This window comes from Streptomyces sp. NPDC004732 (assembly GCF_040609235.1).
Lineage (GTDB): Bacteria > Actinomycetota > Actinomycetes > Streptomycetales > Streptomycetaceae > Streptomyces.
On record NZ_JBEXJR010000016.1, the window covers coordinates 39,569 to 53,124 of the forward strand.

Sequence of the window (13,556 nt, forward strand, 5' to 3'; positions counted from 1 at the left end):
TGGGTCATGCTTTCGGCACAACGGCGAGGTGAGGGGCTAGATGGGCGCGGAGTTCGGCAGCCGGTCCGGCGGGCAGGGCAGGATTTCCCAGTGGCTGCGTCGGCGCCCCAAGGACACGTCGGCGGATGACCGGGCCCGCGAGGAGCTGCTCCTCGCCGCGGCAGCGGCCGGGCTGCCGCTCGCGCCCGCCGCGTATCCGTCGGGGTATCGATGTTCGTGCGACCGCATCGGCTGTCCCACCCCGGCCCGGCACCCCGTCTCCTTCGCCTGGCAGACGCAGTCCACGACCGACCGCGGCCAGATCGAGCGCTGGGCCCGCAACCAGCCCCAGGCCAACTTCATCACCGCGACCGGCATGGTCCACGACGTCCTCGACGTGCCGCTCGACGCGGGCCTGGAGGCCCTTGAGCGGCTCCTCGCGGCCGGGATCGACGTAGGCCCCGTCGCCGAGTCGGGCGGCAGCAACGGAAGCGGCAGGCTGCTCTTCTTCACCGCGACCCGCGGCACCCCCGAGGACGAGGACGAGTGGTGGCCCTGCGAGCTCGACTGCCACCCCGAGACGATGGACGAGCACCCGGGCCTGCGCTGGCACTGCCGCGGTTCCTACGCCCTGGTGCCGCCCGCCCGGCTCCCCGGTGACCTGGAGGTGCGCTGGCTGCGCGGCCCCGAGCATCCGCTGCCTGACCCGCTGACGCTCCTGGAAACGCTCACCGACGAGTGCGCCCGGGTCGCGGGCGAGCCCCAGCAGGACATCGCCGCCTGGCCGATGCGCGGCTGAGCGGCCCCCGGCGGCTACTCGCCCTTCGCGCCCGTCAGGCCCTGGATGCGGCCCAGGAACGCCACCTTGCCGCCGTCCGCCTTCTTCGGGTCGACGACCACCTGGTTGGAGACCCTGTCCAGCATGAGGGACTGCCGCACCTCGCCCTTGAGCAGGGCTTTCGCGTCCGCGTCGACCTTGGGGCTGAGGCCCTTGAACGCGGTCTGCTTCTCGTAGTGGTGCGTGGAGAAGAACACCAGCGCGCCGCCGTCCGCGGTGCGCAGGCCCAGCGGCGCGAAGGCGCCGCCGTTCTGCGGCTCGTCGATGTACTGCACGGCGAGGCCCGCCCGCTGGCCGTTCCGGTCGCGGTAGGCCTTCCAGCGCGTCGTGTGATCGCCCGGCTCGAATCCGTCGCCGCCCGACTTCAGGTACGACGTGTACTCCTCGCCGAGGTCGGAGGGGCGCATCGCGAGGCTCTTCGTGCCCTGCGCCACCGGCACGGCCGAGCCGTCCGCGTCCTTCTTCAGCTCCGGCATCTTCTGCGGCGACACCAGGTTCAGATAGGTGGCCCGCCACAGCTGGTCGGGGCCGCTCTTCGTGAACACCCACAGCCAGCGCAGGTCCGAGCGGCGGTTGGCCTTCGTGTCGGCCATGAACCAGCGGGGCCAGCCGGCCTTCTTCGGGATCGAGTACGTCACGTCCGTGAGCTCTAGCGGCACGTGGCCCGTGTTGCCGTCGGGGTGCTGCACGCGCCGCGACTTCAGGCCGCCCTGGTTGATGGCGCCCAGCGGGCCCGTGATGCGGGCGGCGTCCAGGGCGGGGTCGTAGGCCTTGTCCGCCGCGTTGTACGCCTTGAGGAAGTCCTCGAGCGCGCGCTTCGCCTCGGGCTTGGTGGCCGAGGGAACGATTTCCCGCTCGCCGTGCACGGTCACGCATCCGCTTGCCGTGAGCGCGAGTGCCGTCACCGCCGCCGACGCCATGACGGGCCTGCCGAGACGGCGGAACCTGCGAACGTTGCTCATCGGATTTCCTTCACCTACCCCTTCCCGGGCCCGAACCTTATCGGGCCCGGGAGGAGGCGTGTGGTGCGGGTCAGATCTCCTGGAGGAGCTGCGCGTTGACCCAGCCGCGCTTGCTGGTGCCCGGCAGGTCGCCGTAGTACCACTGGGTGCCGCGCTTCACCGTGTAGCAGCGGACGTAGACCTGGTCGAACCACTCCAGGCGCTTGCGCTTGCTGTAGCTGTTGCCGGGGCCGGAGCGGGCGGTGGCGCCGACGTTGATGACCATCATCTTGTGGTTCTTGACGTTCTTGGTGCAGGCACTGCCGCCGACCGCGGAAGCCGTGGGGGCGGTCATGAGCGAGGCGCCGAGTGCCACGGCGGTGGCCGCCGTCAGCGTGGCGATGCTCTTCCCGAAGCGGGAGTTGCGCATGGGGGGATCCTCATATGTCGAACAACTGGTGAACGGCGATCATAGGCACGGGAGTTCGGGCCGTGACCTGTGGGGTCAGCCCTGTTCCGGAACTGTTGCTTTCGCCGGTGCCGGGGCCTTGTCGCGGGCCGTACGCCGCGTCGGTGCGAAGAAGAACACCAGCGTCGGCACCAGATACAGCAGCCACACCACGACCTGCAGCACCGTCGGGTCGGGCTGGAAGTTGAAGACGCCCTTCAGGAGCGTGCCGTACCAGCTGTCCGGCGGGATCGTCGCACTGATGTCGAACGCCTTGTCCCGCAGGCCGCCGACGAACTGCGCCTCCTGAAGGTCGTGCACGCCGTACGCGAGGACGCCCGCGGCCACCACGACCAGCATCGCGCCGGTCCAGGTGAAGAACTTCGCGAGGTTGATGCGGACCGTGCCCTTGTAGAACAGCCAGCCCAGCGCGACTGCGGTGAGCAGCCCGAGGATCACGCCGATCAGCGGCGCGTGCGAGCCGTCGCTGGACGCCCGTACCGACGCCCACACGAACAGCGCCGTCTCCAGGCCCTCCCGGCCCACCGCGAGGAACGCGGTCGCCACCAGCGCGGCCGTGCCCATCTGCAGGGCCGCGTCCAGCTTGCCGTGCAGCTCGGCCTTCAAGTGCCGTGCCGTGCGCCGCATCCAGAAGACCATCCACGTCACCAGGCCCACCGCGACGATCGACAGGGAGCCGCCGAGCGCCTCCTGCGCCTCGAACGTCAGCTCCGAGGAGCCGAAGGTGAGCGCGCAGCCGAAGCCGAGCGCCAGCGCCACCGCGACGCCGATGCCGATCCAGATGGGGGCCAGCGCGTCGCGCCGCCCGGTCTTCACCAGGTACGCGATGAGGATGCAGACGACCAGGCTGGCCTCGAGCCCCTCGCGCAGCCCGATCAGATAGTTGCCGAACATCGGCTCACGCCTCCCCGGTGAACAGGCCCTTGCCCCACCAGTCGTCCTTGCCGCGGACGCCCGGCGGGACCGCGAAGACCGCGGAGCCCACGTGCTGGATGTACTCGTTGAGCGCGTCGGAACGCGACAGACTGCGCTGCACCGGGATGAAGCCCTTGCGGACGTCCCGCTGGTACGCGAGGAAGAACAGGCCCGCGTCCAGGCGGCCGAGGCCGTCGGTGCCGTCCGTGAAGGAGTAGCCGCGGCGCAGGATCGTGGCCCCGTCATTGGTGTCGGGGTGGGCGAGCCGGACGTGCGCGTCCGGCTTCATCGCCTTCAGGAACGGCTCGTCGCGCTCCTTGGCCTTGCCGACCGGGGCGCCCCGGCCCTTGTCGCGGCCGAAGACGTCCTCCTGCTCCTGCAGCGAGGTCCGGTCCCACGTCTCGATGTTCATCCGGATCCGGCGGGCCACCAGATAGGAGCCGCCCGCCAGCCAGCCGGGCCCGTCCTTCTCGCCGACCCACACGTGCTTGGCGAGCGCGTCGGCGTCGGTGCCGGAGACGTTCCTCGTGCCGTCCTTGAAGCCCATCATGTTGCGCGGCGTCTGGGCCTCGGGCGTCGTCGACGACGTCTTGCCGAAGCCCAGCTGGGACCAGCGCACGGCGACCTTGCCGAAGCCGATGCGGGCGAGGTTGCGGATGGCGTGCACCGCGACCTGCGGGTCGTCCGCGCAGGCCTGCACGCACAGGTCGCCGCCGCTGCGGGCCCTGTCCAGGTTGTCGCCGGGGAACTTGGGCAGGTCGACCAGGGCCTCGGGCCGCTTGCCGTCGAGCCCGAACTTCCCGAACAGGGAGGGCCCGAAGCCGATCGTGAGCGTCAGCCGGGACGGCCTGAGGCCGAGCGCCTCGCCTGTGTCGTCCGGCGGTGCTTCGGCGAGTCCGCCGTACGCGCCCTCGCCGACCGCGTGCCCCGCGGTCATCCGCCCCGCGGCCTCGGTCCAGTCCTTGAGGAGCTGCACGAACTCCTCCCGGTCGGCCGTCTTCACGTCGAACGCCGCGAAGTGCAGCCGGTCCTGGACGGCGGTCGCGATACCGGCCTGGTGCGCGCCGTGGAAGGCGACGGCCGCCCCCGACTCGGCGGCGGGCGCCACCTCGTCGCCGGAGCGGGTCATCGCCACCGCGCCACCGGCCGCGACCGCGCCGAGCGCGAGCCCGGCACCGCCCCAGCCGAGCACGGAACGCCGCGACGCCGTACGGGAGGCGCCCTCGTCGAGGGTCGCCTCGGGCGCGGTGTCCGCGTCGCCCGTGGTGGTGGTCTCAGCCATCGTTCCCCCTTGCCGCTGCTTGCCGCTGCATGCCGCTACTTCTTGGACCCGGCGACGGCCGCGGCGAGCTTCGACAGCGGCTCGGCCAGTGCGTTGACGCCGTCGTGCAGCTCCTTGCGGTCCGCCTTGCCGACCTTTTCGTACGACGTGAACGCGTACGAGTCGGCGCCGCCCTCGCGGTGCTTCTCCAGGAGCTTGTTCAGGGCCGCGAACTGCTTGTCGAGCTCCTTGGCGAGCTTCGGGTCCTTCTCGGCGGCGACCGGCTTGAGCAGCTCGTACGACTTCTCGGCGCCCTCGACGTTGGCCTTGAAGTCGACCAGGTCGGTGTGCGAGTAGCGCTCCTCCTCGCCGGTGACCTTGCCGGTGGCGACCTCGTCCAGGAGCTCCTTGGCGCCGTTGGCCATCGAGGTCGGCGTGATCACGGCCTTGCCGACGCGCTTCTGCCAGTCCAGGAGGTCCTTGTCGAGCTGCGTGGCGAGCGTCTTCTCCCGCGCGCCGATCTTCTTGTCCTTCCACAGCGCGCGCTCCAGACGGTGCCAGCCCGTCCAGTCCTTCGCCAGGTCCTGGCCCTCTTCGAGGCCGTCCTCGCGGACGTCGACCTTCGGGTCGATGTCGCCGAAGGACTCCGCGACCGGCTCGGTGCGCTCCCAGCCGATGCGGGAGGTGGCGTACGCCTTCTTCGCCGCATCGAGGTCGCCCTTGCGCACGGCGTCGGTGAAGGTCTTCGTCTTCGGCAGCGTCTCGTCGGCCTGCGCCTGCGCGTAGGCGCGGTAGTCGGCGACGGCCTTGTCCAGGCGCGGGTCGCGCTTCGCGGTCTTACCGCCGCCCGTGACGGTGACCTTCTGCCGGATGCCGTCGCCCTTCATGCCGGGCTTGCAGGCGATTTCGTACGAACCGGCCTTCACCTCGGCGGTGAGCTTCTGCTTGGTGCCGGGGCCGATGTTCTCGCGCTCACTGACGATGCGGTCGTCGGGGAAGAGGAGGTAGACCTCGGTGACCTTGGAGCCCTTGTTCTCGATGGCCAGCTCGACGTGTCCGGCGGTGAGCTCCTTCTTGGAGACCTCGCACTTCTTGTCGGTGGCGGTCACGCTGACGTTGTTCGCCCCGCCGTTCTTGGCGTCGCTCTTCTCCGTGCAGCCGGTGACGGCGGTCAGGGCGGCCACGGCGGCGACGGCGGTGACGACGGGGACACGGGCGGGTCGCACGGGTCGCATAGAGGGCTCCAAGGCGGTTCACGGGCAGGTGCCGTCCCCACCGCAGGCCGGTGAGGCGGACCTAACTTAACTGAGCCTTACCTCGGTGATACCCGCTCGTTCCGTGATTCACCTCTCACGCTTCACCCACCCTCACAAACCGATCACAGCGGCCTGATGGATGGCCCATGACCAGGCAAAGCAGCGGTCAAGAGGGGGTGTCCGCGCCCCGCAGCGGAGCGACCACGGGGGCGCCGGTGCGCGGGTGCGGGAAGACCTCGACCGGCTGCCGGTACACCTCCGAGAGCAGCTTCTCCTCGAACACGTCGGCGGGCGCACCCTCCGCGGCGACGCTCCCGCCGCGCAGCACCGCGACCCGGTCCGCGTACGCCGCCGCGAGCCCCAGGTCGTGCAGCACCACCACGACCGCGTCGCCCGCGGCCGCCCGGTCCCGGCAGATCCGCAGGACCAGTTCCTGGTGGCGCAGGTCGAGCGCGGCGGTCGGCTCGTCGAGCAGCAGCAGCGGGGCGCGCTGGGCGAGGACGCGGGCGAGCGCGACCCGGGCCCGCTCGCCGCCGCTGAGCGCGGCGAAGGGCCGCGCGGCGAACCCGGCCACCTCGGTGGCCGCCATGGACGCGCGCACGATCCGGTCGTCGTCGTCCGCCGGGCGGGTCCCGGCCCAGGGCGCACGGCCCATGCGCACGACGTCCTCGACGGGGAAGGGGAAGGAGAGCGCGGCGGACTGCGGCAGCACGGCGCGGCGCAGGGCCAGTTCGGGCGCGGGCCAGTCGGCCGCGGGGCGGCCGCAGACGCGTACGACACCCTCGTCGGCCGGGAGGTCGGCTGCCAGCGCCGCCAACAGGGTCGACTTTCCCGCCCCGTTGGGGCCGACCAGGGCCAGCACCCCGCCCGCGCGGGCGGCCAGCGAGACCCCGCCGAGCACCTCGCGCCCGCCGAGCCGCACCCGCAGCCCCACGGCCTCGGCGAGCACGTCGCCCGGGGCGGTCGGCGCGGGCAGCGCCCGGTCACGGCCCGCGAAGAGCCTCCTGCTCAGCCGCCCGATCATGCCCAACCACCTTGCTTGCGACGGGTCCTGCGCAGCAGCCAGAAGAAGAACGGGCTGCCGAAGAGCGCGGTCAGCACACCGAGCGGCAGCTCGGCGGGCGCGGCCACCGTGCGCGCGGCCAGATCGGCCGCGACGAGGACCAGCGCTCCGCCGAGCGCGCTCCCGGGCACGAGGAAGCGGTGCCCGGGGCCTGCGGCCATCCTCAGCAGATGGGGGACGAGGAGGCCTACGAAGGTGATGATCCCGGCGACGGCCACGGCGGCCGCGGTCAGCAGGGCCACCACGAGGACGAGCACGAGCCGCAGCCGCTCCACGTCCACGCCCAGGTGCCTGGCGGGCCGTTCGCCGAGCGCGAGCAGGTCCAGCTTCCGTGCGGAGAAAGGTGCGACGGCGAGTCCGACGAGCGCGCACGGCAGCACCGCGAGCACCTTGGGCCAGGTCGCCTGGGCGAGCGAGCCGAGCTGCCAGAACGTGATCTGGCTGATCTGTGCGTTGTCCGCGAAGAAGATGCACAGGCCGATGAGCGCGCCCGCGAAGGCGTTCACGGCGATGCCGGTGAGGATCAGCGTGACGACTTCGGTGCGGCCGCCTTCGCGCGACATGGCGTACACGAGCAGCACGGTCGCGAGCCCGGCGACGAACGCGCAGACGGTGACGGTCCAGTTGCCGAAGAAGCCGAGGCCGAGCGCGATGGAGGCGACCGCGCCGACCGCCGCGCCCGAGGAGATCCCGATGACGCCGGGCTCGGCCAGCGGATTGCCGAACACGCCTTGCATCAGCGCGCCCGCGCAGCCGAGCGAGGCGCCGACGAGCAGGGCGAGCACGACGCGCGGCAGCCGCACGTTCCACAGCACGCTCTCGCCGACCCGGTCGAGCGCGGCTCCGCCGAGCCCCATGCGGTGCTGCACGGAGGAGACGACGTCGCCGAGCGGGATGTCGTACGCGCCGACACCGGCGGAGAGCAGACAGAGCAGGACGAGGGCGACGGTGAGGCCCACGGTCAGGGGGAGGGCGGCGCCGCGGCGGCGGGGGGACAGGCCGGGCGGCGCGGGGGCCTCGGCGTCCGCACCGTCCGCGGCCTTGGTCAGGACGCTCACTCGGCGTCCCCGTAGAGCTGCTTCACCAGGGACTTCAGGACCTGGTCGGTGCGCGGCCCGTAGTTGAGGAGCACCCCGTCGTCGATGGAGACGATGCGCCGGTCCAGGCCCGCGGGGGTCTCGGCGACGCCGGGGACCTTGAGGAGTCCGTCCACGCCGTCCACCGATTCGAGCCCCTTCGTCATTACCAGGATCGCGTCCGGCGCGGCCTTGGCGAGCGCCTCGCTCGTGATCGCCGTGAAGTCCTTCTGCAGCCCGGACTCCTTGCCCGCGTCGACCGCGCCCGCCGCCTCCAGGAGCGAACTCGCCCCGGACTCGCGGCCGCCGAGCAGATACACGGACGCCGAGCCGCGCAGATAGAGGAAGGCGACCCGCGGCTTCTTCTTCCGGGTCTCCGCGGGGATGTCGTCGCGGACCGCCGTGATCCGCCGCTCCGTGCGCTTCGTCAGCTCGGCGCCCGACGTCTCGACGCCGAGGGTCTTCGCCACGGCCTCGATGCGCGGGCTCACGTCGTCGAGGCCCTTGGCGGGGTCGAACACGACGAGGGGGATGCCCGCGTCGCGGATCTGGTCGATGGCCTCGGCGGGTCCGGTGGTGGTGTCCGCGAGGACGACGGTCGGTTCGAGCGAGAGGACGCTCTCCGCCGAGACGTCGTGCGCACGCGTCACCACCGGCAGCTTCCCGGCCTGCTCGAAGGTGGCGGTGATGTCGCGGGCGACGACGTTCTTGCCGAGCCCCAGGGTGAAGACGATCTCGCTCAGGCTGCCGGTGAGCGGCACGATGCGGCTGGTGTCCCGCACCGTCACCCGGTGCCCGTCGGCGGAGGTGACGGTGGCGGGGAGTTCGGGCTTCGGGCGGGTCCCGAGCGGTTCGACCCGGTCGGGCGCCGCGGCCGCTGCTTCCGCACCCGCCTTGGGCGGCTGCCCGCCGCCGTCGTCCGCCGTCCCGCACCCGGTGAGGCCGAGGGCGAGCACGGCGGCCCATGCACCGGCGATGCGGAGTGAGCGCGGCATACGCACCGAAGTCCACCGTCCTGTCGCGTAGTTGGTACCCGGTCCGGTCCGGGTTCCGGTTGAGGGCTTCCGGACCGGAGTGATCGTAGTTTAGGTTAGCCTTACCTAATTCGCTAGCCCAGTCAGACCTGGAGGAGTCCCCCCATGCCCTCGTCCGGACAGGCGCGCGCCATCGGCCGCGTCTCAGTCGTGGCCGCGCTCACCGCACTGGCCGGAGCCCTGCTCCCGGCGGCCGCCGCGCACGCCGAGGACCGCACGGTCCAGGGCGGCCGCCTCGACTGGGGCATCAAGTCCTCCTTCCAGAGCTACGTCACAGGGCCGATCGCCCAGGGCAGTTCGACGCTGCAAGGGGGCGCCGCCACGGTCGGCGGCAGCCAGTTCCGCTTCCACTCGGCGAAGGGCTCGTACGACCCGGACAGCGGGGCGTTCAGCGCCGGGTTCTCGGGCGGGGTGCGCTTCACCGGGCACAAGAAGGGCGGCTCGTACGCGCTCGACCTGACGATCAGCCGCCCCACCGTGAAGGTCTCCGGCGGCTCCGGCACGCTCTACGCCGACATGGTCAGCAAGGAGAAGGGCACCGGCAAGGTCACCTCGACCCCGCAGGTGCCGCTCGCCTCCCTCGACGTCTCCGGCATCGACATGAAGGGCGGCACAGGGCCGATCGCCCTCAACAACCTCCCCGCGACGCTCACTTCGCAGGGCGCCAAGGCCTTCGCCGGGTACTACACGGCGGGCACCGCGCTCGATCCGGTGAGCCTGTCGACGGACCTCGTGGCGGAGTCCGGGGGCACGAAGCCCTCGCACAAGCCCGCGGAGAAGGACCCCTCCGACGACAAGGAGAAGGCGAAGAAGAAGGCCGAGGCGGGCCGCATCGAGGACGCCGCCGTCGACTGGGGCGTGCGCCGCACCTTCCGCGAGTACGTCACCGGATCCATCGCCAAGGGCGAGTGGAAGCTGTCCGCGGGCGCCCAGGACGGAGGCGCGCTCTTCCGCTTCCCCCGGGGCAAGGGCACGTACGACGAGAAGAAGCAGACCCTCGCGGCGGACTTCGCCGGATCGGTCCGCTTCACCGGCGAACACGGCCTCGACCTCACGCTCTCCGAGGTCGCCGTCACCGTACGGGACGGCAAGGGCACGCTCTCGGCGGACGTCGACAGCAAGGGAGACCGCGGCGCCACCCTGAAGCACGCCCCGCTGATCACCTTCCCCGCGGCGGAGAAGGAGTTGACGCCGAAGGACGGCCTCGTCTCCCTCTCCGAGGTGCCGTCGAAGCTCACCGCCGAAGGCGCCAAGGCGTTCGGCGGCATGTACAAGCCGGGCTCCGCGATGGATCCGCTGTCGCTCGCCGTCGCCCTCGACGCCGGGGCGGAGCTGCCCGCGCTGCCCGACCTCGGCTCGTCCGCGCGGCCGGACACCGTGCCGGAGAAGCCCGCGCGGCCGAAGACCGAGAACGCCGCGCAGTCCTCCGACTCCTCGTCGAACGCCGTGCCCATCGGCATCGGCGCGGGCGTCGCGGTGCTGCTGGCCGCGGCGGTGGCTTTCGGAGTCGTACGCAAGAAGCGTGCGGAGGCCGCCACTTCCGAATCGGCCCCAGCCTCCACCGACGCCCCCACCTCTGCCTCTACCTCTACCTCCACCTCCGACGAATCCTGACCGGCCGCCCTCACCGGTCACCGTCGCCCCCCTCACCCCCTCTCTCCCAAGGAGAAGCCTGATCATGGCCGCCACCCGTCGCCCCCTGACCCTCGCGGCAGCCGTCGCGACCGCCGTCGCGCTCGGCGCGAGCGTCCTCACCCTGCCCGCGCTCGCCGCCGAGGGCGCGGGCAACAGCAAGGCCGCCCCGCCGAAACTGGAGCTCAAGGACGGCACGCTGCAGTGGGGCCTGAAGGAGTCCTTCCGCAAGTACGTCACGGGCATGGCGCGCGGCAAGATCGAGGCCAAGGCGGGCGCTTCGCAGGCCGCGGACAACGGGGTGTTCACGTTCTCGGACGGCAAGGGGACGTACGACACCGGCACCCACGCCACCGACACCGCCTTCAAGGGCAGCGTCCGCTTCACGTCCACGATCCACAAATTCGACATCAGCATCGCCGACGTCAAGGTCCGCACCAAGGGCAAGACCGGCGCCATCCGGGCGGACGTGACGCTCAACGGCGCCGTCCAGCAGGACATCGACTTCGCCCAGCTCGACCTGAGTGCCGTCGGCCCGGGCCAGGGCGAGGGCGGCGCGATGGTCTTCAAGGACATCCCGGCGACGCTGACCGAGAAGGGCGCCAAGGCGTTCAACGGCATGTACGAGAAGGGCGAGAAGCTGGACCCGGCCACGCTCACGGTGACGCCGGGCGGCCCCGTGACCGACAAGCCCACGGACAAGCCCACCGACAAGCCGACCGACCCGTCCGAGCCGGGCAAGCCCGCCGAACCCAGCAGGCCCTCCAAGCCCTCCAAGCCTGCCAAGCCCGCCGAGCCCGCGGTGAATCCAAAGCCCAGCGCGTCGCAGAAGGCCACGGGCGGCGTCGTCGACGGCAGCCTGTCCTGGGGGCTGAAGGAGTCCTTCCGCAAGTACATCTCCACCGGCGGCAAGGCGACCGTGGCGGGTGGCGCGAAGAAGATCTCCAGCGGCTACCGGTTCCCGTACACCAAGGCGGAGCTGGACTCCGGCGCCAAGAAGGCCGACGCCTCCTTCGGCGGCAGCGTCCGCTTCACCTACCAGGCGCACGGCATCGACATGAAGTTCAGTGACCTCAAGGTGCGGGCGAAGGGCGCCAAGGGCACCCTGCTCGTCGACGTCACCACGCCCAAGGGCACCAACAACGACGTCAAGTTCGCCACGCTCGACCTCTCCAAGGCCTCGTACAAGCCCAAGGGGGACGTCGTGCTGTTCGACAAGGTGCCCGCGACCCTCACGGCGGCGGGCGCGAAGCAGTTCGCCAACGACACGACGGGCTCCCCGTACCCGGCGGGCCAGAAGCTGGACCCGGTGACGGTCGCGCTGTCCGCCAAGGCGGGCGCCGGGGTTCCGGCCGACGGCGGGACCGGTGGCGGCACCGGCGGCGGGGAGGCGGGCGGCACCGGCACGGCGGGCTCGGGCTCGGTGGGCGGCGGCGGATCGGTCGGCGGCACCAGCGAGCTCGCGGCCACCGGCTCCTCCGTCCCCTCGGCCGCGCTGCTCGGCGCGGCGGGCGTGGCGCTGGTGGCGGGCGCGGGCGCGGTCGTCGTGGCGCGACGGCGACGGGGTGCCGAAGCGGTGTGATGCTTCAATGCCCGGGTGACGGAACCACTCGGCATGAGCGACGCACTTGAAACGCTCGACGTAGTACGCGTCTTCTGCGGGCCCGACGGTCGGCACGGCAACCAACTCGGTGTCGTGCGCGACGGGGCATGCATCCCCGTGCGCGAGGACCGCCAGGTGCTGGCCGCGAAGCTCGGCTTCAGCGAGACGGTCTTCGTCGACGACGCCGAGCGCGGCGTCATCGACATCTACACGCCCACCCTGCGGCTGCCGTTCGCGGGCCACCCCTGCGTCGGCACGTCCTGGCTCCTCGACGTGCCCGAACTGGTCACGCCCGCAGGGGTGGTGGCGTCCCGCCAGGACGGCGAGTTCACCTGGATCACGGCGCGGGCCGAGTGGGCGCCGCCGAGGACGCTGCGGCGGTACGGGACGGTGGCGGAGGTCGACGCGCTCGACGTGCCGCCGCCCGGTGCGTGGATCTATGCCTGGGCGTGGGAGGACGAGGCGGCGGGGCGCGTGCGCGCCAGGGGCTTTCCCGGGCGGGACGACGGCATCGACGAGGACGAGGCGACGGGCGCGGCGGCGCTCCTGCTCACGCACGCACTGGGCCGCGCCCTCAACATCAGGCAGGGCCGCGGCTCACAGATCCTTACGGCACCGGGGCCGGGCGGATGGATCGAGGTGGGCGGTCGAGCGAGCCTCGTGGAATCCAGCCCCTCCGGCGTTTGAGGAGCGGGGGCCCGGGGGCAGCGCCCCCGAGTCGTCCACCGGTCAGGCGGTCAGCGGAAACTCTTCCCCGAGCTCAAGGAACATCGCCGTATTCAAAGCGAAAGCGCGCTTGCACTCGTCGACGATCCGCTTCTTCTCCAGGTCGTCGGTGACCACCGCGTCGATCCCGTCGAGCAGCTCGCGGTAACTCCGCTTGAACGCGGCCGGGTTGGGGATGCCCTCGAAGACGTAGAACCGCACGCCGTCGCCCTTGCGGGCGAAGCCCCAGGTCTGTTCGGCCTTGCCGCGGATGATCTGGCCGCCGGAGAGGTCGCCGAGATAGCGCGTGTAGTGGTGGGCGACGTACCCACCGGGCCAGGTGCGGGCGCACTCCTCGACCCGGGCCGCGTACGCCGCCGTGGCGGGCAGCGGGGTGGCGTCCTCGCGCCAGTCCGCGCCGCGCAGGTGCGTGAGGTCGCGCTCCAGCTCGCCCACGCGGGCCAGCTCGGGCTGTATGAACGGCCCGGCGACGGGGTCGTCGCGCAGCGTCTGGGCGCCGTCCTCCAGGGCGCGGTACACGAACCAGAGCTGTTCCGTGTACCGCGTATACGCGTCGACGCCGAGCCTGCCGCCGAGGAGGTCGCTCATGAACGTCGAGGTCTCCGCCTCCGTGTGCTGCTCGTGCGACGCGGTGCGAATGGCCATCGAGAAAGGCGTGAAAGGAGTGAGTGGCGTGAGCGGCGTGACCATGCGGTGCCTCCAGGGGAGCCGAGGGCTGACGGAATGGCGGGAACCAGTGCGACCCCTGCAGATCATGCAAGTT

General features: G+C 71.7%; 13 protein-coding genes. 4 read left to right on the forward strand and 9 right to left on the reverse strand.

What is annotated here, in order from left to right:
* Positions 1–40: 40 nt before the first annotated feature.
* Positions 41–778 (forward strand): bifunctional DNA primase/polymerase, encoded by a 738-nt coding sequence (locus tag ABZV77_RS35940; protein WP_356266422.1) that lies wholly within the window; start codon positions 41–43, stop codon positions 776–778.
* A 14-nt stretch (positions 779–792) separates the two neighbouring features.
* On the opposite strand, the gene ABZV77_RS35945 is transcribed toward ABZV77_RS35940, so the two are convergent.
* The 8 genes from ABZV77_RS35945 to ABZV77_RS35980 all read right to left on the reverse strand — a co-directional run bounded on the left by ABZV77_RS35945 (position 793) and on the right by ABZV77_RS35980 (position 8,793).
* Positions 793–1,779 (reverse strand): hypothetical protein, encoded by a 987-nt coding sequence (locus tag ABZV77_RS35945; RefSeq protein ID WP_356266424.1) that lies wholly within the window; start codon positions 1,777–1,779, stop codon positions 793–795.
* Between the two features lie 70 nt (positions 1,780–1,849).
* The gene (locus ABZV77_RS35950) at positions 1,850–2,188 is read right to left on the reverse strand and encodes a hypothetical protein (RefSeq protein WP_356266426.1); all 339 of its coding nucleotides are present in this window, start codon (positions 2,186–2,188) and stop codon (positions 1,850–1,852) included.
* Positions 2,189–2,263: 75 nt separating this feature from the next.
* On the reverse strand, positions 2,264–3,121 hold the full coding sequence (gene efeU, locus ABZV77_RS35955; protein ID WP_356266428.1) for an iron uptake transporter permease EfeU: 858 nt from the start codon (positions 3,119–3,121) through the stop codon (positions 2,264–2,266).
* Between the two features lie 4 nt (positions 3,122–3,125).
* Complete coding sequence (gene efeB, locus ABZV77_RS35960; protein WP_356266430.1) at positions 3,126–4,424, reverse strand: iron uptake transporter deferrochelatase/peroxidase subunit; 1,299 nt, start codon at positions 4,422–4,424, stop codon at positions 3,126–3,128.
* A gap of 35 nt (positions 4,425–4,459) precedes the next feature.
* A complete protein-coding gene (gene efeO, locus ABZV77_RS35965) occupies positions 4,460–5,629 on the reverse strand; it encodes an iron uptake system protein EfeO (RefSeq protein ID WP_356266620.1) in 1,170 nt (389 codons plus the stop codon).
* A gap of 196 nt (positions 5,630–5,825) precedes the next feature.
* Positions 5,826–6,683, reverse strand: a complete 858-nt coding sequence (locus ABZV77_RS35970; protein ID WP_356266432.1) for a heme ABC transporter ATP-binding protein — start codon at positions 6,681–6,683, stop codon at positions 5,826–5,828.
* Entirely contained in the window at positions 6,680–7,720 is a 1,041-nt protein-coding gene (locus ABZV77_RS35975) for an iron ABC transporter permease (RefSeq protein ID WP_356266622.1), read from the reverse strand. The genes ABZV77_RS35970 and ABZV77_RS35975 overlap by 4 nt, the downstream gene beginning before the upstream one ends.
* Before the next feature lie 56 nt (positions 7,721–7,776).
* Positions 7,777–8,793, reverse strand: coding sequence for an ABC transporter substrate-binding protein (locus ABZV77_RS35980; RefSeq protein ID WP_356266434.1), 1,017 nt, complete (start codon positions 8,791–8,793; stop codon positions 7,777–7,779).
* 144 nt (positions 8,794–8,937) lie between these two features.
* On the opposite strand from ABZV77_RS35980, the gene ABZV77_RS35985 reads away from it, so the two are divergent.
* The 3 genes from ABZV77_RS35985 (at position 8,938) to ABZV77_RS35995 (ending at position 12,754) form a co-directional block, all read left to right on the forward strand.
* Complete coding sequence (locus ABZV77_RS35985) at positions 8,938–10,446, forward strand: HtaA domain-containing protein (protein WP_356266436.1); 1,509 nt, start codon at positions 8,938–8,940, stop codon at positions 10,444–10,446.
* Positions 10,447–10,510: 64 nt separating this feature from the next.
* On the forward strand, positions 10,511–12,046 hold the full coding sequence (locus tag ABZV77_RS35990; RefSeq protein ID WP_356266438.1) for an HtaA domain-containing protein: 1,536 nt from the start codon (positions 10,511–10,513) through the stop codon (positions 12,044–12,046).
* Positions 12,047–12,079: 33 nt separating this feature from the next.
* The gene (locus ABZV77_RS35995) at positions 12,080–12,754 is read left to right on the forward strand and encodes a PhzF family phenazine biosynthesis protein (protein ID WP_356266440.1); all 675 of its coding nucleotides are present in this window, start codon (positions 12,080–12,082) and stop codon (positions 12,752–12,754) included.
* 42 nt (positions 12,755–12,796) lie between these two features.
* On the opposite strand, the gene ABZV77_RS36000 is transcribed toward ABZV77_RS35995, so the two are convergent.
* On the reverse strand, positions 12,797–13,483 hold the full coding sequence (locus ABZV77_RS36000; RefSeq protein ID WP_356266442.1) for a biliverdin-producing heme oxygenase: 687 nt from the start codon (positions 13,481–13,483) through the stop codon (positions 12,797–12,799).
* Positions 13,484–13,556: the final 73 nt, after the last annotated feature.